Annotated in this window: 20 protein-coding genes; 8 read left to right on the top strand and 12 right to left on the bottom strand. The window is 71.0% G+C overall.

Features of this window, described 5'->3' with window-relative positions; all coding sequences use genetic code 11:
* Positions 1 to 28: 28 nt before the first annotated feature.
* Positions 29 to 556, bottom strand: coding sequence for a DUF1269 domain-containing protein (locus ACFTQE_RS12990; protein WP_376925467.1), 528 nt, complete (start codon positions 554 to 556; stop codon positions 29 to 31).
* A gap of 241 nt (positions 557 to 797) precedes the next feature.
* Here ACFTQE_RS12990 and ACFTQE_RS12985 point away from each other — a divergent pair, with 241 nt between their 5' ends.
* Positions 798 to 1,640: a VOC family protein gene (locus tag ACFTQE_RS12985; RefSeq protein WP_376925480.1), complete on the top strand. Its 843-nt coding sequence runs from the start codon at positions 798 to 800 to the stop codon at positions 1,638 to 1,640.
* 27 nt (positions 1,641 to 1,667) lie between these two features.
* On the opposite strand, the gene ACFTQE_RS12980 is transcribed toward ACFTQE_RS12985, so the two are convergent.
* The 8 genes from ACFTQE_RS12980 to ACFTQE_RS12945 form a co-directional block, all read right to left on the bottom strand.
* Entirely contained in the window at positions 1,668 to 2,318 is a 651-nt protein-coding gene (locus ACFTQE_RS12980) for a TetR/AcrR family transcriptional regulator (RefSeq protein WP_376925466.1), read from the bottom strand.
* Positions 2,319 to 2,505: 187 nt separating this feature from the next.
* Entirely contained in the window at positions 2,506 to 3,183 is a 678-nt protein-coding gene (locus tag ACFTQE_RS12975; RefSeq protein ID WP_376925465.1) for an N-acetylmannosamine-6-phosphate 2-epimerase, read from the bottom strand.
* On the bottom strand, positions 3,180 to 4,115 hold the full coding sequence (locus tag ACFTQE_RS12970) for an ROK family protein (RefSeq protein WP_376925464.1): 936 nt from the start codon (positions 4,113 to 4,115) through the stop codon (positions 3,180 to 3,182). The genes ACFTQE_RS12975 and ACFTQE_RS12970 overlap by 4 nt, the downstream gene beginning before the upstream one ends.
* Positions 4,115 to 5,038: a dihydrodipicolinate synthase family protein gene (locus ACFTQE_RS12965; protein ID WP_376925463.1), complete on the bottom strand. Its 924-nt coding sequence runs from the start codon at positions 5,036 to 5,038 to the stop codon at positions 4,115 to 4,117. Before ACFTQE_RS12965 ends, ACFTQE_RS12970 begins: the two co-directional genes overlap by 1 nt.
* Positions 5,039 to 5,090: 52 nt before the next feature.
* Positions 5,091 to 5,891 carry an ABC transporter ATP-binding protein gene (locus tag ACFTQE_RS12960; RefSeq protein WP_376925462.1) on the bottom strand — a complete coding sequence of 267 codons (801 nt, stop codon included), beginning with the start codon at positions 5,889 to 5,891 and terminating at the stop codon, positions 5,091 to 5,093.
* Positions 5,888 to 7,951, bottom strand: coding sequence for a dipeptide/oligopeptide/nickel ABC transporter permease/ATP-binding protein (locus tag ACFTQE_RS12955; RefSeq protein ID WP_376925461.1), 2,064 nt, complete (start codon positions 7,949 to 7,951; stop codon positions 5,888 to 5,890). Before ACFTQE_RS12955 ends, ACFTQE_RS12960 begins: the two co-directional genes overlap by 4 nt.
* A 2-nt stretch (positions 7,952 to 7,953) precedes the next feature.
* A complete protein-coding gene (locus tag ACFTQE_RS12950) occupies positions 7,954 to 8,907 on the bottom strand; it encodes an ABC transporter permease (protein WP_375835778.1) in 954 nt (317 codons plus the stop codon).
* A gap of 61 nt (positions 8,908 to 8,968) precedes the next feature.
* Complete coding sequence (locus ACFTQE_RS12945) at positions 8,969 to 10,573, bottom strand: ABC transporter substrate-binding protein (RefSeq protein ID WP_376925460.1); 1,605 nt, start codon at positions 10,571 to 10,573, stop codon at positions 8,969 to 8,971.
* A gap of 118 nt (positions 10,574 to 10,691) precedes the next feature.
* Between ACFTQE_RS12945 and ACFTQE_RS12940 the strand changes: the two genes are divergently transcribed.
* Positions 10,692 to 11,399, top strand: a complete 708-nt coding sequence (locus ACFTQE_RS12940; protein ID WP_376925459.1) for a FadR/GntR family transcriptional regulator — start codon at positions 10,692 to 10,694, stop codon at positions 11,397 to 11,399.
* 45 nt (positions 11,400 to 11,444) lie between these two features.
* Here ACFTQE_RS12940 and ACFTQE_RS12935 read toward each other — a convergent pair whose 3' ends face one another.
* A complete protein-coding gene (locus ACFTQE_RS12935) occupies positions 11,445 to 12,407 on the bottom strand; it encodes an acetylxylan esterase (RefSeq protein WP_376925458.1) in 963 nt (320 codons plus the stop codon).
* Between the two features lie 135 nt (positions 12,408 to 12,542).
* Between ACFTQE_RS12935 and tatA the strand changes: the two genes are divergently transcribed.
* The 4 genes from tatA (at position 12,543) to ACFTQE_RS12915 (ending at position 15,958) form a co-directional block, all read left to right on the top strand.
* Positions 12,543 to 12,761 (top strand): twin-arginine translocase TatA/TatE family subunit, encoded by a 219-nt coding sequence (gene tatA, locus ACFTQE_RS12930; protein WP_376925457.1) that lies wholly within the window; start codon positions 12,543 to 12,545, stop codon positions 12,759 to 12,761.
* Positions 12,762 to 12,840: 79 nt separating this feature from the next.
* Positions 12,841 to 13,698 (top strand): tryptophan 2,3-dioxygenase, encoded by an 858-nt coding sequence (kynA, locus tag ACFTQE_RS12925; protein WP_376925479.1) that lies wholly within the window; start codon positions 12,841 to 12,843, stop codon positions 13,696 to 13,698.
* Between the two features lie 2 nt (positions 13,699 to 13,700).
* Positions 13,701 to 14,702: a hypothetical protein gene (locus ACFTQE_RS12920; RefSeq protein ID WP_376925456.1), complete on the top strand. Its 1,002-nt coding sequence runs from the start codon at positions 13,701 to 13,703 to the stop codon at positions 14,700 to 14,702.
* Positions 14,703 to 14,734: 32 nt separating this feature from the next.
* Entirely contained in the window at positions 14,735 to 15,958 is a 1,224-nt protein-coding gene (locus ACFTQE_RS12915) for a kynureninase (protein WP_376925478.1), read from the top strand.
* Positions 15,959 to 15,984: 26 nt separating this feature from the next.
* Here the strand turns inward: ACFTQE_RS12915 and ACFTQE_RS12910 are convergent, their stop codons facing one another.
* Together ACFTQE_RS12910 and ACFTQE_RS12905 are read right to left on the bottom strand one after the other, a co-directional pair.
* A complete protein-coding gene (locus ACFTQE_RS12910) occupies positions 15,985 to 17,514 on the bottom strand; it encodes a DHA2 family efflux MFS transporter permease subunit (protein ID WP_376925455.1) in 1,530 nt (509 codons plus the stop codon).
* A gap of 18 nt (positions 17,515 to 17,532) precedes the next feature.
* Positions 17,533 to 18,120: a PadR family transcriptional regulator gene (locus tag ACFTQE_RS12905; protein WP_376925454.1), complete on the bottom strand. Its 588-nt coding sequence runs from the start codon at positions 18,118 to 18,120 to the stop codon at positions 17,533 to 17,535.
* Positions 18,121 to 18,275: 155 nt separating this feature from the next.
* Here ACFTQE_RS12905 and purS point away from each other — a divergent pair, with 155 nt between their 5' ends.
* Together purS and purQ are read left to right on the top strand one after the other, a co-directional pair.
* Positions 18,276 to 18,608, top strand: a complete 333-nt coding sequence (purS, locus tag ACFTQE_RS12900; protein ID WP_376925453.1) for a phosphoribosylformylglycinamidine synthase subunit PurS — start codon at positions 18,276 to 18,278, stop codon at positions 18,606 to 18,608.
* 11 nt (positions 18,609 to 18,619) lie between these two features.
* A complete protein-coding gene (gene purQ / locus ACFTQE_RS12895) occupies positions 18,620 to 19,318 on the top strand; it encodes a phosphoribosylformylglycinamidine synthase subunit PurQ (protein WP_376925452.1) in 699 nt (232 codons plus the stop codon).
* The last annotated feature ends 46 nt before the right edge of the window (positions 19,319 to 19,364 follow it).

Raw genomic sequence — 19,364 nt, 5'->3', positions numbered from 1 at the left:
GACCGCGGGCGCTACCGACGGTGACGACCTACGACGCGATGGCCTTCGCGATCTTGTCGCCGCCCTCGCTGATCGCCTTCTCGAGCGCCTCGTAGTCGTCTCGGTCGATCGCCTTGTCGACCTTCTTGGTGTACTTCGTCAGCACCGCGTCGATGCGGTCGAGGTACTTGTCGTCGATGACGGCCACGATGGCCGACGACCCCTTCGGCAGGTACTCCTCGAGCTCGAGGCCCACCTTCTTCTCGTCGTGCTTCTTCGCGATCGCGCCCGAGATGGCGCCGACCCCGGCTCCGATGGCCGTCGCAGCGAGCAGCGGGGGCGCGAAGAGCCCGACGACGAGTCCGGCGGCACCGCCGATCCACGTGCCGGCGGCGACCTGGCCGGTGCCGTGCTCATCGACGGCGACCCTGCCGTCGTCGCCCCGGCGCATCACGACCGAGGACACGACCTCGAGATCGGATGACGCCTCCGCGTCTTTGAGCGAGCGGTACTGGTCGGTGGCGGTCGCACCGTCGTCGTAGGTCGCCACGTACAGCAGCAGGTTGTCCATGCCCATGTCTTCGTCCCCTCCGGATGGCTCCCCGTCGGTCCCCGGGAGCCGGTGCCTCCATCGTAGGGATCGCGATACCCGAACGGGAGGCCCAATTCCGACGACTGCCGGGGCCGGAGCGCCGGGTCGAATGCGCGACCGTTCGCCTGACTCCGGAATACGCGGCGCGATCCCCGAGTTATCATTAGTTGTGATTACAACCAATGGGGCGCCGGAAGGCGCGGGACTGCTCGCCGCCGACACCGGCATGGGCGCCGTGACGCTGCGCGTCGGCGACCTCGACACCATGATCCGCTACTACCGCGACGCGGTCACGCTCGAACTCCTGAGCCACGACGGCCCCGTCGCCGTGCTCGGCCGCGGCACCACGCCGATCGTGATCCTCGAGCACGCGCCCGAGCTGAAGCACGCGAGCCCGCGCGACGCCGGCCTCTTCCACACGGCGATCCTGTTCGACACCCGCGAGGCGCTCGCGACGGCGATCTACTCGATCGCCTCGAAGCATCCGGGAACCTTCACCGGCAGCGCCGACCACCTCGTGAGCGAGGCCTTCTACTTCACCGACCCCGAGGGCAACGGCATCGAGCTCTACTTCGACCGCGACCGCTCCAAGTGGAGCTGGGTGCACGGCTCGGTCGAGATGGCGACGCTGCACCTCGACCCGAACGCGTACCTGCGCGAGCACCTGACCGAGGGCGGGGCGGATGCCGCGGCATCCGGCACCGGCCTGGGCGACGCCGTCGTGGGCCACGTGCACCTCTCGGTCGGCGACGTCGCGAGCGCCCGCGAGTTCTACGTCGAACGACTCGGCTTCGAGACCACGGCCGAGATGGGCGACCAGGCGCTCTTCGTCTCGGCGGGCGGCTACCACCACCACATGGCGATGAACACGTGGAACAGCCGCGGAGCCGGCCGTCGGGGCCTCGCCCTGGGTCTCGGCAAGGTCGAGATCGTCGTGCCGAGCGCCGACGACCTCGGCGACCTCGGCGAGCGCATGGGGCACTACCGGGTCGCGACCCGCGACGACGGGCTCACCCTCGCATTCGACGACCCGTGGGCGAACCTGGTCGTGGTGCGCGCCGCCGGCTGACCACTCGCGGTCGCCCGTCGCCGCGGCTCACCGCGGCGAGGGCTTCGGCCCCTTCGCGTGGGACATGTCGTGGAACTCGTCGAAGGCCTGCCCCTCACCGGGCAACGGCGTGACGTCGGGCCGAGCACGCAGCCCGTCGAGGATGACGGCGAGCTGGCGGCGCCAGTACGGCAGGTACGTGCCGCCGTACTGTCCGAGCGAGCCGAGCATGTCGACCATCACGCTGAGGTCGACCGCCGTCACGTCGTGACGCAGGGTCCCTTCGGCCTTCGCGCGGGCGACCACCGCGTCCATCATCGGCACGAACTCGGCGGCCGGGCGATGGCTCGGATCGAGCTCGGCGACGCGGCGCATCACCGCGGGCAGGTGCGGCGAGGCGGCGAGCCAGCCGCTGACCAGCTCGAGCCAGAGCTCGATCGCCTGCCACCCCGTCTCGGCACCGAGGAACTGCGGCGCGAAGTCGTGCAGGTCGGCGACCGCGGTGTCGTAGAGCTCGCGCACGAGGGCGTCGCGGTTCGGGAAATGCCGGTAGACCGTGCCGGCACCGACGCCGGCACGCACCGCGAGCTCGTCGAGTGGCGCGTCGATGCCACGCTCGGCGAAGAGCTGCTTCGCCTCGACGAGAAGCCGCTCGTGATTGCGCCTCGCATCGCGGCGCGGCGACAGGGATGAACTCACGCTTTCACTGTACGCGCGTCGATCGCGTATGATTCGGAGAGTCGCCTCCGTTTACCCGAATGAACGTGGCGGTGGCCCCTCTGGGGGGAAGGGTCGCGGCGCGGCGGGCACGTGTCGGTCTTCCGGCAAGGGGATGCCCGCCGTGTCGGCCCTTCAGCTGCGAACGAGCCCGTCGGCCCTGCGGCATTCAGCGTGCCACGGCGTGGGCGAACCATCCCGTGATCGTCGCGGGATGCGTGATCGCGGTGCCGACCACGACGGCGTAGGCTCCCGCGTCGATGCACGCCGACGCCTGGGCGGGCGAGTGCACTCGTCCCTCCGCGACGACCGGCACGTCGAGCCGCGCGACGAGCTCGGCGAGCACCTCGAGGTCGGGGCCGTCGGTCTTCGGCCGCTCGTCGGTGTACCCGCAGAGCGTCGTGCCGACGAGATCGGCGCCCGCGTCGGCCGCGGCCAGCCCATCGGCGACCGAACCGACGTCGGCCATGACGAGCACTCCCGTCTCCGCGCGGAGCCTGCGCACCGTCTCGGCGAGGCTCAGCCCGTCGGGGCGGTCCCGCCGGGTGCCGTCGATCGCGACGATCTCGGCGCCGGCCCTCGCCACGGCGAGCGCGTGGTCGAGCGTCGGCGTGATGAAGACCCCGCCGTCGCCGTCCTTCCAGAGCCCGATCTGCGGCAGCGCGACTCGCTCGTGGATGAGCCGCACGTCGGCGATCCCCTGCGCCCGGATGCCGACCGCCCCGCCGCGCACCGCCGACTCCGCGATCTGCGCCATCGTCTCGGCATGCCGCATGGGCTCCCCCGGATACGCCTGGCACGAGACGATGAGTCCGCCGCGCAGCAGGCTGAGGTCGAGGTCGATCATGCTGGTTCCTCCATGACGGTGGCGGCGACGAGGGCGGCTGCCCCCACGATCGCCGCGTCGGCGCCGAGCGCCGCGCCGACGATCGGCGTGTCGGCGAGGAGCGGCAGGCGTTCGGCGCCCGCGGCGTCGCGAAGCGCCGTCCACCACGCCTCCCCCGCCGACGCGAGCCCGCCGCCGACGATCACGACGTCGGGGTCGAGGGCGTTCAGGAGTCCGCCGATCATGCGGCCGAGCGCACCGCCCGCGAGGGCGACGGATGCCGCGGCGTGCGCGTCGCCGTCCGCAGCTCGGCGCACGACCTCGCGCCCGTCGACCACCGAGGCGTCGCCGCTCAGTTCGCGGTAGACGGCGCACATCGCGGGCCCGGATGCGACCGCCTCGACGTGCCCCGAACCGCCGCAGGTGCACGGCCGGCCGACGGCCTCGATGGCCGGCACATGGCCGAAGTGGCCCGACACGCCGCGGCGACCCGACTGCACCCGCCCGTCGATGACGAGCGCACCGCCGACGCCCGTGCCCGCCGCGACCATGAGCACGGTGGGCGACCCGGCGCCCGCGCCGTGCAGCGCCTCGCCGAGGGCGTGCGCGTGCACGTCGTTGACGACGGCGACGGGCATCGCGAGGGCGGCCGTGAGCACGTCGCGCACGCGCGTGCCCGACCAGCCGGGCAGGGAGTCGGTCGCGGAGGAGACCGCGCCGCTCACCGCGTCGATGACGCCGGCCGAGCCCACGCCGCACCCGCTCACGACGACGTCGCCGCCCGTGCGTTCGAGGAGGGAGCGCACCAGGTCGACGACCGTGTCGAGCACCGCGCCGGGACCCTGCGCGGCCGGGGTCGGCGCCGACGCCCGGTCGAGCACCACCCCGCCGGCGCCGACGAGCCCCGCGGCGATCTTCGTGCCGCCGAGGTCGACGCCGATGGCGGCGCGCATCAGGCGGAGAGCTCCGCGCGATCGACGATCGCGGTGATGCGCGCGACGGTGTCGCCCTCGAGCGACGGCACGGGCTGCGACATCCGGTTCGAGGAGATGACGCCGAGGTGGGCGAGCGCCGTCTTGAACGCGCCGAGGCCGGCCGCCTCGCCGCTCACGCCGCTCGCCTGGAAGACGATCTCGAAGAGCTCGGCGACCTCGTCCTGCAGCACGCGCACTCGGGCCCAGTCGGCGGCGCCCGCCGCGTCGAAGAGCTGCACGTAGCGCACGGGGTCGACGTTGCCGAGGCCGGGGACGACCCCGTCGGCACCGGCGAGCAGGGCGCCGTCGACGACCACCTCGTGACCGGTGAAGAGCACGAGCGGGCTGCCGGCCGCGCGGTTGGCCATGACGAGGCGGCGGAACGCGACGTCGTCGCCGCTCGAGTCCTTGACGCCCGCGAGCACGCCCTCGACGCCGAGGCGCACGAGCATCGCATGGTCGAGCTTCGAGTGCACGCGCACGGGCACGTCGTAGGCGAAGACCGGCAGCGACGTGGCCGCGGCGACGGCGCGGAAGTGCGCCTCGACCTCTGCAGCGCTCGGGCGGGCGTAGTACGGCGCGGTCGCGACGATCGCGTCGACGCCGGCGGCCTCGGCCAGGCGCACCTGGCCGATGACGCGGGCGGGGGTCATCTCGTTGACGCCCGCGATCACGGGCACGCGGCCGGCGGCGACCCGAACGGATGCCTCGAGCACCCGAGCGCGCTCGTCGTCGGAGAGGAACGCGACCTCGCCCGAGGAGCCGAGCACGAAGAGGCCGTGCACGCCCGCGGCGATGAGGCGCTCGACGAGGCGCTCGAACGCCGCCTCGTCGAAGGCGCCCGATTCGTCGAGCGGGGTGAGGACGGGCGGGATGACGCCGCGGAAGGCGGGGGTGGTCACGTTGGAGCTCCTGGTGGTTCGTGGATCAGGTGGTTCGTGGATCAGGTGGTCGTCAGCGGCGGTGCAGCAGGCTCGGCGCCGCGCCAAGCAGGGTGCGCGTGTAGTCGTCGCGCGGGTCGGCGAGCACCTCGTCCGCCGGGCCCTCCTCGACGATGCGGCCCGCGTACATGACGACGATGCGGTCCGAGACGTAGCGCACCGTCTGGATGTCGTGCGAGATGAAGACCATGCCGAGGTCCAGCCGCTCCTTCAGGTCGCTCAGGAGGTTCAGGATCTGGGCGCGCACCGACACGTCGAGGGCGCTCGTCGGCTCGTCGGCGACGATCACGTCGGGATCGAGGGCGAGCGCCCGCGCGATGGCGACGCGCTGCCGCTGCCCGCCCGAGACCTGGCCGGGCAGCACCTCGGCCGCCGAGGCCGGGAGGCCGACGAGCTGCAGCAGCTCGACGACGCGGGCCTCGCGCTGCGCCTTCGTGCCGATGCCGTGCACGTTGAGCGGGTCGAGCAGGATGTCGCGCACCGACATCCGCGTGTTCAAGGCCGTCGACGGGTCCTGGAAGACGACCGAGACCGCGCGGCCGTACTCCGCTCGCATGGCGGGGGTGCGGCGCTCGAGCGGGGCGCCGCGGAAGCTCACCGTGCCCGCCGTCGGCATCTGCAGCCCCACCATCACGCGGGCGAGGGTCGACTTGCCGCAGCCCGACTCGCCGACGATGCCGATGGTCTCGCCCCGGTGCAGCGCGAGGTTCACGCCGTTGACGGCGTGCACCCGGTCGCGCTTGAACAGCGTGCCCGTGCGCGCCTTGTGCACCACGTGGATGTCGTCGAGGCGCAGGATCTCGTCGCCGCTCATCGGGCCACCTCCGGTCGGAGCTCGGCCTCGTCGGCGCGCGCTGCGTAGTAGTGATCGGAATCGTCGAGCGAACGGAGCTCCGGTCGGGCCGCGCCCACCGGGCGACCCTCGACCGATCGCGGCGCGAAGCGGTCGCCCGTCGCGAAGTCGCGCGGCGACGGCACGGTGCCGGGGATCTGGTGCAGGCGGTCCGCCGCGTCCTCGATCGAGAGCACCGAGCCGAGCAGGCCTCGCGTGTACTCGTGCTGCGGCCGCATGAGCAGGCTCGTCGTCGGCGCCGACTCGACGACCTGGCCCGCGTACATCACGGTGACCTTGTGGGCGAGCTCGGCGACGAGGGCGAGGTCGTGGCTGACGAAGACCATCGCGAAGCCGAGCTTCTCGCGCAGCTCGTTGAGGAGGTCGACGACCTGCGCCTGCACCGTCACGTCGAGGGCCGTGGTGGGCTCGTCGGCGATGATCAGCTTGGGACTCCGGGTGAGCGCCATCGCGATGAGCACGCGCTGCCGCTGCCCGCCCGAGAGCTCGTGCGGGTAGCTCTTGAGCGTGCGGTCGGGGTCGAGGCCGACGAGGCGCATGAGCTCGTCGGCGGTGCGGGTGCCGCCGCGCTTGATGAGCTGGCCGAGCTGGGTGCGAATGAGCATCGACGGGTTGAGCGAGCTCAGCGCGTCCTGGTAGACCATCGCCATCTCGTGGCCGAGCAGCGCCTGCCGCTCCTTCGGCGGCATCGTCAGCAGGTCGCGCCCCTGGAAGAGCACCTGCCCGGTGATGACCGCCGTGTCGGGCAGGAGCCCCATGATCGCGAGGCTCGTGATCGACTTGCCGCAGCCGGACTCGCCGACCAGCGCCATCGTCTCGCCTGGGCGCACCGAGAAGCTCACGCCGTCGACGACCGCGACGTCGCCGTGCCGCTCAGGGAATCGGATGCTGAGGTCGCGCACCTCGAGGAGCGGCTCGGCGTCGCCGGTGTGCACGAGCCGGTCGGTTCGGGATGCCTCGGCCTCGCGCAACTCGGCGAGGTGGGCCTGCAGCGCGCCGCTGCGAGCCGCGGCCTCGGCGGCCTCGCGCCCGATCGCCGAGGTCGCGGTCGTCTGCACGGCCACCGCGGCCGTGTCGGGGATCGGGTCGTAGCCCGACTCGGACTCGACCGTCATGTCGAGGGCGGCATCCGCTGCCGCGGTCTCCGCCGCGGCGTCGACCGTGCGCCGCCTCGCGCCGGGCTTGACGAGCGCGTCGGTCACCCCCTCGGCGAGGATGTTCAGCGAGAGCACCGTGATGAGGATCACCATGCCCGGGAAGAACGTCGCCCACCAGCCGCCGCTGAGCAGGAGGTTCCGGCCCGAGGCGATGATGTTGCCCCACGAGGGAGCCGGGTCCTGCACTCCGGCCCCGATGAACGAGAGGCTCGCCTCGAACACGATCGCGTCGGCGACGAGCACCGTCACGAACACGAGGATGGGCGCGGCGCAGTTGCGGGCGACGTGCCAGAACAGGATGTAGGAGATACGGGCGCCCATCACCCGTTCGGCCGCGACGTAGTCCTCGCCGAACTGGGCGAGCACGTTGGCGCGCACGATCCTCGCGATCTGCGGCACGTACAGGAACGCGATGGTGCAGATCAGCACCGGCAGGTCCTTGCCGAAGACGGCGACGAACACGATCGCGAGTGCGATGCCGGGGAACGACATGATGATGTCGAGGATGCGCATGACGACCTCGCGCAGCCAGTTCGGGCCGGTGGCCGCGATCGAGCCGACGATCGATCCCACGATGAGCGCGATCGTCGTCGCGCCGAGGCCGATGGCGAGCGAGTACCGCGCGCCGTAGATGAGGCGCGAGAGGATGTCGCGGCCGTTGCGGTCGGTGCCGAACCAGTGCTCCCACGAGGGCGGCTGGGCGGGGATGCCGGACTTGAGCGGGTCGTAGGGGGCCACGAGCGGCGCGAAGATCGCGACGAGCACCACGAGGGCGAGGAAGACCACGGCGATCTTCGCCCCCACCGGCATGGCGCCGAAGCGCTGCCCGGGGGTGCTCAGCCGTTCGGCGAGTGAGCGACGCATCGTTACACCGTCCGGATTCTGGGGTTGATGACGAGGTAGAGCATGTCGACGATGATGTTGACGAGCACGAAGGTCAGGGCGATCGTGAGCGTGACGCCCTGCACGAGGTTGATGTCGTTGTTCGTGACGCCGTTGAGGATGAGCTTGCCCATGCCGGGCAGGTCGAAGATGACCTCGATGACGACGGCGCCGCCGAGCAGGTAGCCGATGCGGAGGCCGAGTACGGTCACCGGGGTGATGAGGGCGTTGCGCAGCACGTTGCGTCCGACGACGACGTGGCGGGGCAGCCCGCTGCCGATCGCGGTGCGCACGTAGTCGCGGTCGAGCTCCTCGACCATGGAAGTGCGCACGACCCTCGTGAGCGAGGCCGCGACGGGGATGCCGAGGGCGATGGCGGGCAGGGTCATCGAGTTCAGCCAGCCCGAGACCGAGTCGCCGGGGTTCACGTAGCCGCCGGTCGGGAACCAGCCGAGGCCGAGGGCGAAGGATTGGATGAGCAGGATCGCGAGCCAGAACGACGGGATGGCGATGCCGGCGATCGAGAGCACGCGGGTGAGCTGGTCGGGCCAGCGGTCGCGGTAGAGCGCCCCGGTCACACCCATGACGAGCGAGAGCACGCCCGCGATCAGGAGACCGAGGAAGGTCAGCTGCAGGGTGAGGGGGAACGCCGTGGCGATCGCCTCGGAGACGGGTTGGGCGGGCGGCACCGTGGTGCCGAGGTCGCCGCGCAGCAGGTTCCCGAGGAACCGCAGGTACTGCACGAAGATCGGGTCGTTCAGCCCGGCCTGTTCGCGATAGGCCTCGCGGGCCTCTTCGGACGAACTCTCGCCGAGCGCGTTGATCGCGGGGTCGCCGGGGGCGAACTGCATCACGAAGAACACGAGGGCGGTGATGCCGAGCACCATGATCGGCAGGACCGCCAGTCGGCGGACCATGAGCCGCAGCAGCGTGGTCACAGGGTATTGCTCCTCAAGAAGAACCGGGGGCCGACCAGGCGGTCGACCCCCGGTGGTCGGATCAGCCTCGGCGCGCCACGTCGAGGAACGACAGGCCGGTGAAGGCGAGCGGCGCGAAGTCGGCGAGCGCGTCCGCGTCCCACGCGGTCGGGAGCTTGCGATGCACGAGCGGGTAGACCGGGCACTCCTCGGCGATCAGGTCGAACGCCTGACCCCAGAGCTTCGCCTGCTTCTCGGTGTCACCCGTCGCGACGGCGTCGTCGAGCAGTGCCGTGAGCTCGGCGAAGCCCTCGGAGTCGGCCCAGCGGTACCGCTTCGACGGCCACACCGTGTCGGCGCCGTACCACCAGCGCAGCAGCAGGTCGGCATCGTTGCCGAACACCGAGGGGTCGCCGGGGGCGACCATGACGGTGTAGGCGCCGGAGTCGACGATCTTGTACTGGGCGCCCGACTGGTTCGCGTCGATCGTGGTCGCGATGCCGACGGCGTCGAGGTCCTCCTTGATGAGGGGCAGCACGTCCTTCACCCAGCTGGTGTCGGTCGCGAGCAGCGTGATCGACAGGTCGGAGACGCCGGCCGCGGCGAGCAGCTTCTTCGCCTTCTTCACGTCGTACGTGTAGACCGTCTTCGCCTTCTGGTACGACGGGTGCTCCTGCTGCAGGTAGCTCGTGGCGGGGGTCGCCTGCCCGAGCATGCCGACGTTGACGAGCTTGTCGTAGTCGATCGCGTAGCGGAACGCCTGGCGCACGCGCACGTCGTCGAAGGGGGCCGCCTCACAGTTGAACATCATGAAGAGCTGGCCGAACGACTGCACGGATTCGACCGTCGAGTCCTTCGAGAGGTTCGCGACGTCGATGTAGGGCACGTCCTCGATCGCCTGCACGCGACCCGACTGCACCGCGGTGACGCGGGCCGCGGCATCAGACAGCAGGTTCCAGGTCATCGCCGCGGCGAGCGCCGGGCGCGAGCCGGTGTAGGCGTCGTTGCGCTCGAAGGTGAGCTTGTCGTCCTTGACGGCGCTCGTGATCTTGTAGGGGCCGGTGCCGGTCGGCAGGGCGTCGAACGCGGCGGGGTCGGCCGTGACGATCGCCTGCGGCACGATCTTGACGACCGAGAGGCGCTCGACCGCGAGCGAGAACTTCTGGTTGAGCGTGATCTCGACGGTGTTGTCGTCGATCTTCTCGACACCCGACACGAAGGGGATGAACGTGCGGTAGAGCGAGTTGTTCGCGGGGTCGAGCACGCGCTGGAAGGAGAACACCACGTCGTCGGCCGTGACCGGGCTGCCGTCGTGGAAGACGGCGCCCTTGCGGAGCGCCACCGTGATCGTGGTGCCGTCGGCCGAGGGCAGGTCGGCGGCGAGCGCGGCGTAGGGCTCGCGGCTGATCGGGTCGAGCTCGACGAGACCCTCGAGCGTGTGCCAGTTCGCGGCGACGGTGACGGCGCCCGTCGTGGTCATGGGGTCGAAGCCGGTGGAGAGGGGATACGAGATGCCCGCATCGATCGTGCCGTTCTCGTCGACCGGCGCGCCGGTCTCGGTCGCGGCCGGCTTGTTCGTCGAGGCCGGGCCGCTGCACGCGGCCAGGGTGGCGACGATTCCCATGGCACCCGCGGCCTGGAGGAAGACCCTGCGGCTGGTCTCCACTCGGAGCGTTTCCTTCAACATTGGATGAATTCTCCTGGATATCGGACATCAGACGTCGTATCTGAGTACACTGAAGCTAGCCCCAACCGAGCGAGAGGTCAAGCCGAAGATGACGACACGTGATCTGACCGTGACGCGCATGTTCTCCGGAACGTCGCGACGCCGCGAGTCCGTCACCGACCAGATCAAGCACCTCATCCTCACCGAGGGCCTGCGGCCCGGCGACCTCATGCCGACCGAGGCCGAGATCTGCGCCCGGCTGGAGGTCAGCCGCTCGAGCGTCCGCGAAGCCATGCGCACGCTCGCGGCGCTCGACATCGTCGAGGTGCGCCACGGCCACGGCACGTACGTCGGCCAGCTCTCCCTCGCACCGCTCGTCGAGGGCCTGGTCTTCCGCGGCGTCGTCGATCAGGACGACAGCGTGGCCGCGCTCCGCGAGGTCGTCGAGGTGCGCGAAGCCCTCGACCTCGCCATGGCCGAGCAGATCGTGGCCGCGCTCGACGGCGCCCACGATCCGGAGCTCGAACGACTCGTCGCCGAGATGACGACGAAGGCCGCTCGCGGCGAGGCGTTCGCCGCAGAAGACCTCGCCTTCCACACCCGACTGCTCGGCTACCTCGACAACGCGCTCGTCGGCCAGCTCGTCGCCGCGTTCTGGGAGGTCAACACGGTCGTCTACCCGATGCTCGGGCTGGCACCGGCCGAGGACATCGTCGACACGGCACGCGCCCACGGCGCGATGCTCGAGGCCGCGGCATCCGGTGATGCGGCCCGCTACCGCCGGGCCGTCATCGAGCACTACCTGCCGCTGCGGCGCGCGCTCGACAAGGCGGCCGCCCGCCGCTGAGGCGCGCCGGCCACTGTCGACCGGAACCCGCGCCCGCGCCGGCGCTCAGCCGAGCATCTCGGCGAACGCGTCGAGCGAGAGCACGTCGTCGTCGACGCCGCCGCCCTCGTGGCCGTTGTACTGCCAGACGGTGATGGACTTCGGCGCCGGGGAGTTGTTGTAGGCCGCGAAGACCGTCGACGGCGGGCAGACGGCGTCCATGAGCGCGACGGTCACATGCAGCGGCGCGTCGCCGCGCCGGGCGAAGTTCACGCCGTCGAAGTACGACAGGGTGTCGAGCACGACCTCGGTGCGGTCGCGGTAGTGCGCGAGGTACTCGGCGATTTCCCGGTAGGGGCGCGCATCGGTGATCACGGTGGCGCGCGGGAAGTCGCAGAGGAACGGCACGCGCGCGACGACGCCCGCGAGCCCCGGCACGAGTCCTCCGACGGCGAGCGCGAGGCCACCGCCCTGGCTGATGCCGGTCACGACGAGTCGCCCTGCGTCGACGAGCGGCAGCTCCTGCGCGGCATCCGTGAGCCTGACCGCGTCCGTGATGAGCCGACGGTAGTAGTACCCCTCTGCGTTCTCGATGCCGCGCGTGAGGAAGCCCGGCACCTGCGGTCCCGAGCCCGCGTCGTCGACGGTCGCTCCGCGCGAACCGCTCCAGGCCTGACCGCGCGTGTCGAGTTCGAGGTGGGCGTAGCCGGCCGAGGCCCACAGCAGGTTCTCGACGGCGTCGCCGCGGCCCCTGCCGTAGCCGTGCAGCTGCACGATCGTCGGGAGCGGCCCCTCTGTGCCGGCGGGCACGCGCAGCCAGGCGCGCACGGGCTGGCCCCCGAAGCCGCGGAAGGTCACGTCGTAGACGTCGAGGGTGACGAGCGGCGTGTCGGTCGCCGTCATGGTCGCGTCGATCGGGAAGCTGCGCGCCTCGGCGAGCGTGCCGGCCCAGAATTCGTCGAAGTCGGCCGGCTCACGGCCGCTGCCGCGATAGCTGCGGAGCTCGGACTCTGGAAGATCGACGTACATGCGCGGCCTCTCGTTCTCGGTTCTCGATTCGGCGCTCACCGTAGCATGGGGCGCGCTGGACATCTGATGTCAGATGTGTTCTGCTGGTGCGATCGGCACTAGCCACACGACCACTCGACAGGGAAGTCTGGGAACATGTTCGCGAATCTCACCGGCTGGCACATGCTCATCGTCGTCTTCATCATCCTGCTGCTCTTCGGTGCGCCGAAGCTGCCCGCGCTCGCGAAGAGCCTGGGGCAGTCGATGCACATCCTGAAGAAGGAGGTGCGGTCGAGCGATGACGCCGCCGACGGCGACGAGGCGTCGACGCGGCCGGCAGCCGCCGAGGCGGGCACGGGCGCCAAGTCCGCCTGACTCCGCCCGGGCCGTCGACCACCCGCGTGGTTAGGCTGGTGGCGTGACTCCTGAGCCAACCGAACCCGGCGAACGCACGATCGACGGCGTCGAAGCCAACACCCGCACGATCGAGGCATCCGTCGTCACCGACTTCAGCGATCGCATGAGCTACGGCGGCTACCTCGACCTGCCCACCCTGCTCTCGGCGCAGCGGCCGATCTCGCGGCCCGAGCACCACGACGAACTGCTGTTCATCATCCAGCACCAGACCACCGAGCTCTGGCTGAAGCTCGTGCTGCACGAGCTCGAGACGGCGCGCGACCTGCTGCGGGCCGATGCGCTCGCCCCGGCGCTCAAGTGCATCGCGCGCGTCAAGCACATCCAGAAGACGCTCACCGAGCAGTGGTCGGTGCTCGCGACGCTCACGCCGACCGAGTACGCGCAGTTCCGCGGCGTGCTCGGCAACGCGAGCGGGTTCCAGTCGTACCAGTACCGCGCGGTCGAGTTCGTGCTCGGCAACAAGAACGCGAAGATGATGCAGGTCTTCGAGTCGGATGCCGCGGCGACCGCGATCCTCCGCCACGCCCTCGAGTCGCCGAGCCTCTACGACGAGTTCCTCCGCCTCCTCGCTCGCGCCGGCTACCCGATCCCCGCCGAGATCCTCGAGCGCGACGTCACCCAGGCGTGGACGTTCGCCCCAGAGCTCGTGCCGGTGTTCGCCTCGATCTACGCCGACACCTCGGAGCACTGGGCCGCCTACGAGACGTGCGAGGAACTCGTCGACCTCGAGGACAACTTCCAGCTCTGGCGCTTCCGGCACCTGAAGACGGTCGAGCGCATCATCGGCAACAAGATCGGCACCGGCGGCTCGAGCGGTGCGAGCTTCCTCCGGCGCGCGCTCGACCTCACCTTCTTCCCCGAGCTCTACGCCGTGCGCACCGAGATCCCGGGCTGACGATGACCCGCCCGCTCGACCTCGGTCCGCTCGCACGGCCCGTGCGACGCTCGATGATCGCCGAGCACCCCGGCGAGACGGGCACAATGCTGCCCCCGCTCATCGACCACCACGTGCACCTCATGCTCGTCGGGCCCGACACCCTGCGCGACACCGCGCTCGCGGGCGTCGTCGACCTCGGCGGCCCGCTCGACACGATCGCGGCATACGCCCGCCGCGACGGCCTGCCCAAGGTCGCCTTCGCGGGCAGCTTCCTCACGGCGCCGGGCGGGTACCCGGGCGATCGGCCGTGGGCCTCGCCCGGCAGCGTCCGCGAGGTCGTCGTCGAGGCGGGCGACGAGCGCGCCGCCCTGCCGACCGCGGCCGAGACGGCGGTCGGCGAGCAACTGGCGTTCGGGGCATCCGTCATCAAGGTCGTGCTCAACAGCACGGCCGGCCCGGTGCTCGACGCGGCGACCCTCGCCGCGATCGTCGCGAGCGCGCACGCCGCCGGCGTCCCGGTGGTCGCGCACGTCGAGGGCGACGGGATGTCGCGGCTCGCGATCGACGCCGGCGTCGACGCCTTCGCGCACACGCCGTTCACCGAGCGGCTCGACGACGCGCTCATCGCCCGTGCCGTCGCGGCGGGGCAGTGCTGGATCTCGACGCTCTTCGTCGCCGGCTACGGCGAGCCGACCGCCGAGGCGGAGATCGCGCTCGACAACCTCGGCCGCTTCCACCTCGCGGGCGGGCGAGTGCTCTACGGCACCGACCTCGGCAACGGCGAGCAGCCGCTCGGCGTGAACCCCGCCGAACTCGCGCTGCTCGTGCAGGCGGGACTCGGGGCATCCGCCGTGATCGCCTCGATCACCGACCCCTGGCCCGTCGCGATCGACGGTGCCGTCGCGACCTTCGTGCCCGGTGAACCCCCCGCGAGCCTCGACGAGCTTCCCGGCTGGCTGGCCGGCGCCGACCTCTCCCCCGCCGAAGACCTGCAGCCCTACTTCGATTTGGAGCACCGGTGACCCACGACCCGCATCTCGCCTTCGCCCGCCGCATGGACCGCGCCGACGGGCTCGCGCACTACCGCAAGCGCTTCGCGGGCGCCGAGACCGACCTCGTCTACTTCGACGGCAACTCGCTCGGCCGCCCGCCGGTGTCGGCGATCGAGCGCGTCGAGCGGTTCCTGCGCGAGGACTGGGGCGGCCGCCTCATCCGCGGGTGGGACGAGGCGTGGCTGCAGCTGCCCACCGAGATCGGCGACCGCATCGGCCGCTCCGTGATCGAGGCGAAGGCCGGGCAGACGATCATCGGCGACTCGACCACCGTGCTCCTCTACAAGCTCGCCCGTGCGGCCGTCGACGCGCAGATCGCCCGCGACCCCGCGCGGCGCGAGATCGTGGTCGACACCGACAACTTCCCGACCGACCGGTACGTGCTCGACGGCATCGCCCGCGAGCGCGGCATGCGCCTGCGCTGGATCGAGGTCGACACCTCGGCCGGCGTCTCGCCCGAGCAGCTCGCCGAGGCGGTCGGCCCCGAGACCGCGCTCGTCGTCGTCTCGCACGTCGCGTACCGGTCGGCCTACCTGGCGGATGCCGCCGAGCTCACGCGCATCGCGCACGACGCCGGCTCCCTGATCCTCTGGGACCTCTGCCACTCGGCCGGCTCGGTGCCCGTGAAGGCCGACCTCTGGGGCTTCGACCTCGCCGTCGGCTGCACGTACAAGTACCTGAACGGCGGCCCGGGTTCACCGGCGTTCGCCTACGTGCGCGACGACCTGCAGGCGGCGATCGCCCAGCCGATCCAGGGCTGGTGGGGCACGACCGACATGTTCGCGATGGGGCCCGACTACGAGCCCGTTCCCGACATCCGCCGCTTCCTCTCGGGCACCGCGCCGATCGTCGGCATGCTCGCGATGGAGGAGACCCTCGCGATGATCGAGGAGGCCGGCATGCCAGCGCTCCGCGAGAAGTCGATCGCGCTCACGGAGTTCGCGATCACCCTCGCCGACGACTGGCTCGCGCCCCTCGGCGTGACGCTCGCCTCCCCCGCCGACCCCGAGGAGCGCGGCGGGCACGTCACGCTGCACCACCCCGCGATGCGGGAGGTCACGGCGCGGCTCTGGCAGCAGGACGTGATCCCCGACTACCGCGACCCCGGGGGCCTGCGCATCGGACTCTCGCCGCTCTCGACGAGCTTCGAAGAGGTGCACCGCGGGCTCGACGCCACGCGCGACACCCTGAAGACGGTGCTCCAGGAGCGCGCAGGGCTCGCGTGACGTGACGGCGGCCGCGGAGCCCGCCCCTAGTCGACGGCGGTGAGCGAGCCGGTCGCGGGACCGGCGGCCTCCGTCGGCGCGGCGGCGCCCCGCTGCTCCCAGTCGACCGTCACCTTGGGCTTGGCGAAGAACAGCACCAGCACGGCGCCGATCGCGAACCCGATGACGGGCAGCCACAGCGACTGCGACATCGCATCGGTGAATCCACCGGCGATCTGCGGCGGCAACGCCTGGCCGGCCGTCGTCGACTGCTCGCCGCCGGACTCGGAGAACCCGGGGAGGTTCGCCTCGAGCCGGCCGTTCATGAGCGCGGTGATCGCCGCGGCGCCGAAGACCGAGCCGAACTGCCGGGTCATGTTGTAGACGCCCGAACCGGCACCCGCCTGGTGCGGCGGCAGGTTGCGCGTCGCGGTCGATGCGAGGGGCGCCCAGATGCCCGACATGCCGAGGCCGAGGAAGGCGGCCGGGATGAGCAGCACCCAGAGCTGCACGTCGGGAGTGATGAGCAGCGACATCGCAGCGAGGCCGGCGGCGGTGATGGTGAAGCCGGCGAACGCGATCCACTTCGGGTCGACTCGGTCGGTCAGGCGGCCGATGAACGGCGCCATCACGCCCGACACGACCGCCATGGGCACGAGCATGAGCGCGGCCTGCGTGGGCTCGAGTCCGCGAGCGACCTGGTAGTAGAACGCGAGCGGGAGCGGCATGGCGACGATGGCGAAGCCGACGAAGGTGATCGCGGCATTCGACAGCGCGAAGTTGCGATCCGCGAAGAGGTCGAGGGGCAGCAGCGGTTCCTTGCGGTTGAAGTGCTGCCAGACCACGAAGGCGACGAGCACCACGAGGCCCGTGATGATCAGGCCCCAGACGCTGATCGGTCCGGCGATGGTGCCCCAGTCGTAGGTCGCGCCCTCCTGGATGCCGAAGATCACGAGGAACATGCCGACCGCGCTCAGCACGACGCCGAGCCAGTCGAAGGAGTGCTGGTGCGTCTCGAGCTTCGGCACGAGACGCGCCGCGAGGACGAACGCGACGACGCCGACGGGCACGTTGACGAAGAAGATCCACTCCCAGCCGAGCGAGTCGACCAGGAGACCGCCGAGGATCGGGCCGACGAGCGTCGCGACGCCGGCGACGGCGCCCCAGAGGCCCATCGCCGCGCCACGCTGCTGCGGCGGGAAGATGCGGGTGATGACGGCCATCGTCTGCGGAGTCATGAGTGCAGCGCCGAGCCCCTGCACGACGCGCGCGACGATCAGCATGGTGATGTCATCGGAGAGGCCGCACCAGAGCGAGGAGAGCGTGAACACGGCGAGGCCGACGAGGTAGACGTTCTTCGGGCCGAAGCGATCGCCGAGGCGACCGGTGATGAGCAGCGGCACGGCGTAGGCCAGCAGGTAGGCGGAGGTCACCCACAGCACCGCGGTGAGGTCGGTGCCGAGGTCGCGCATGATGGCGGGGTTGGCGATCGAGACGATGGTCGAGTCGACCAGGATCATGAAGAAGCCGATGACGAGGGCCCAGAGGGCCGGCCACGGCTTGCGTTCGGTCTGCATGTGTTCCTCCGGAACGGATCAGGTCTGGGGCGAGGCGCTCGAGCGGCCGGACGGCCACTCGAGTTCGCCGGAGTGGAGTTCGGCGATCGTCGCGGCGAGCCATTCGGCTTCGGCCGCGAGCATCGCCCGGCTGTAGTAGACGTTCAGCACGACGTGCTTCGGTTTGCCCTTGTCGGCGATGCGCACCATCGCCGCGTCGTACCAGGCGATGTCGTCGCGGATGGCGTCGAGGCGGACACCGAGCAGTTCGACGACCCGCTCGGCCGGCAGGTTGTGCGCCTCGCCGATGGCGAGCGGGAACTCGGGGAACTCGTTGACGCTCCGGCTGAGCATCGCCTCGAGGCTCTCGTCGAACGCGGCGCGCCCGGCCTCCGTCACGGTGTAGACGGTGCGCTCGGGCCGGTTGCCCATGCGCTCGGTCGCGCTCTCGACGATCAGTCCGTCGCGGGCGAGGCGTTCGACGGCGCGGTAGAGCGACCCAGCGCTGACCTTGACGACGCGGTCCTCCCGGCGGGCCAGCATGAGCTGGTACATCTCGTATGGATGCATGGGAGCGTCGATCAGCATGCCGAGCGCCGAGAAGGCGAGCGGGTTGAGGTGCGGCATCCGCGCTCCCATCACGTCTCGTTGGTGTTTATTCCGCTCGGAATAGTACGCGCGGAACATGCCGATCGCAACCCCGCGCGAGCGGTGACGGGATGCCGCTGCGCCACGGGTAGAATCGACGCATCCACACTTTCGACACCGGACGGAGAACCGCGGTGCCCACCATCGTCGTCGACGTGATGCCCAAAGCCGAACTGCTCGACCCCCAGGGGAAGGCCGTCGCCGGCGCTCTCGCCCGCACCGGACGCACCGGGTTCAGCGGCGTGCGCATCGGCAAGCGATTCGAACTGACCGTCGACGGCCCCGTCGACGACGCGCTGCGCGAGCAGGTGCAGCAGATCGCCGAAGAGATCCTCTCCAACGGCGTGATCGAAGACGTCGTCGGCATCCACTACGAGGTGACGAACGCGGAGCTCGCCGAAGAGGCGTCCGACGCGGCATCCACCACGGCCGACGGCTTCGGCGCCCCCGCCGGCGAGACGCACTGAGCGGGCCCGCCATGCGCATCGGCGTCATCACCTTCCCCGGCTCGCTCGACGACCGCGACGCGCAGCGCGCGGTACGCCTCGCCGGAGGCGAGCCCGTCGCACTCTGGCACGGTTCGCACGACCTCGAGGGCGTCGACGCGCTGATCCTGCCCGGCGGCTTCAGCTACGGCGACTACCTGCGCTGCGGCGCGATCGCGTCGCTCAGCCCGATCATGACCGAGGTCGTCGACGCGGCGAACGCCGGCATGCCGGTGCTCGGCATCTGCAACGGCTTCCAGATGCTGACCGAGGCCGGCCTCCTCGAGGGCGGGCTCATCCGCAACGACCACGGCTCCTTCATCTGCCGCGACCAGGTGCTCACGGTCGAGAACGCCGCGACCGACTGGACGGACGACTTCGAGGCCGGGCAGCAGATCACGATCCCGCTGAAGAACGGCGAGGGCGGCTTCATCGCCTCCGACGAGACGCTCGACCGGCTCGAGGGCGAGGGCCGAGTGGTCTTCCGCTACGTCGACGTGAACCCCAACGGCTCGCTCCGCGACATCGCGGGCATCTCGAACGCCCGCGGCAACGTGGTCGGCCTCATGCCGCACCCCGAGCACGCGGTCGAGCCCGGCTTCGGCCCCGACACCGCTGCCGCGATGCGCTCCGGCGTCGACGGACTCGGCTTCTTCACGAGCATCGTCAAGCGCGCCCTCGTCGAGGCGTAGCTCCACGCACGAACGACGAAGGGCGGCCCGATCGGGCCGCCCTCTG

The organism is Agromyces sp. NPDC056965 (assembly GCF_042673425.1).
Classification (GTDB): domain Bacteria; phylum Actinomycetota; class Actinomycetes; order Actinomycetales; family Microbacteriaceae; genus Agromyces.
This window is presented reverse-complemented; position numbering and strand designations above follow the sequence as displayed.

Excerpts from the sequence above, each read along its gene's own strand:
- ACFTQE_RS12990 (WP_376925467.1), bottom strand. The coding sequence starts at position 556 with ATGGGCATGGACAACCTGCTGCTGTACGTGGCGACCTACGACGACGGT.
- ACFTQE_RS12985 (WP_376925480.1), top strand. The coding sequence starts at position 798 with ATGGGCGCCGTGACGCTGCGCGTCGGCGACCTCGACACCATGATCCGC.
- ACFTQE_RS12975 (WP_376925465.1), bottom strand. The coding sequence starts at position 3,183 with ATGATCGACCTCGACCTCAGCCTGCTGCGCGGCGGACTCATCGTCTCG.
- ACFTQE_RS12970 (WP_376925464.1), bottom strand. The coding sequence starts at position 4,115 with ATGCGCGCCGCCATCGGCGTCGACCTCGGCGGCACGAAGATCGCCGCG.
- ACFTQE_RS12960 (WP_376925462.1), bottom strand. The coding sequence starts at position 5,891 with ATGAGCGGCGACGAGATCCTGCGCCTCGACGACATCCACGTGGTGCAC.
- ACFTQE_RS12955 (WP_376925461.1), bottom strand. The coding sequence starts at position 7,951 with ATGCGTCGCTCACTCGCCGAACGGCTGAGCACCCCCGGGCAGCGCTTC.
- ACFTQE_RS12945 (WP_376925460.1), bottom strand. The coding sequence starts at position 10,573 with ATGTTGAAGGAAACGCTCCGAGTGGAGACCAGCCGCAGGGTCTTCCTC.
- ACFTQE_RS12940 (WP_376925459.1), top strand. The coding sequence starts at position 10,692 with ATGTTCTCCGGAACGTCGCGACGCCGCGAGTCCGTCACCGACCAGATC.
- ACFTQE_RS12935 (WP_376925458.1), bottom strand. The coding sequence starts at position 12,407 with ATGTACGTCGATCTTCCAGAGTCCGAGCTCCGCAGCTATCGCGGCAGC.
- tatA (WP_376925457.1), top strand. The coding sequence starts at position 12,543 with ATGTTCGCGAATCTCACCGGCTGGCACATGCTCATCGTCGTCTTCATC.
- ACFTQE_RS12920 (WP_376925456.1), top strand. The coding sequence starts at position 13,701 with ATGACCCGCCCGCTCGACCTCGGTCCGCTCGCACGGCCCGTGCGACGC.
- ACFTQE_RS12915 (WP_376925478.1), top strand. The coding sequence starts at position 14,735 with ATGGACCGCGCCGACGGGCTCGCGCACTACCGCAAGCGCTTCGCGGGC.
- ACFTQE_RS12910 (WP_376925455.1), bottom strand. The coding sequence starts at position 17,514 with ATGCAGACCGAACGCAAGCCGTGGCCGGCCCTCTGGGCCCTCGTCATC.
- ACFTQE_RS12905 (WP_376925454.1), bottom strand. The coding sequence starts at position 18,120 with ATGCCGCACCTCAACCCGCTCGCCTTCTCGGCGCTCGGCATGCTGATC.
- purQ (WP_376925452.1), top strand. The coding sequence starts at position 18,620 with ATGCGCATCGGCGTCATCACCTTCCCCGGCTCGCTCGACGACCGCGAC.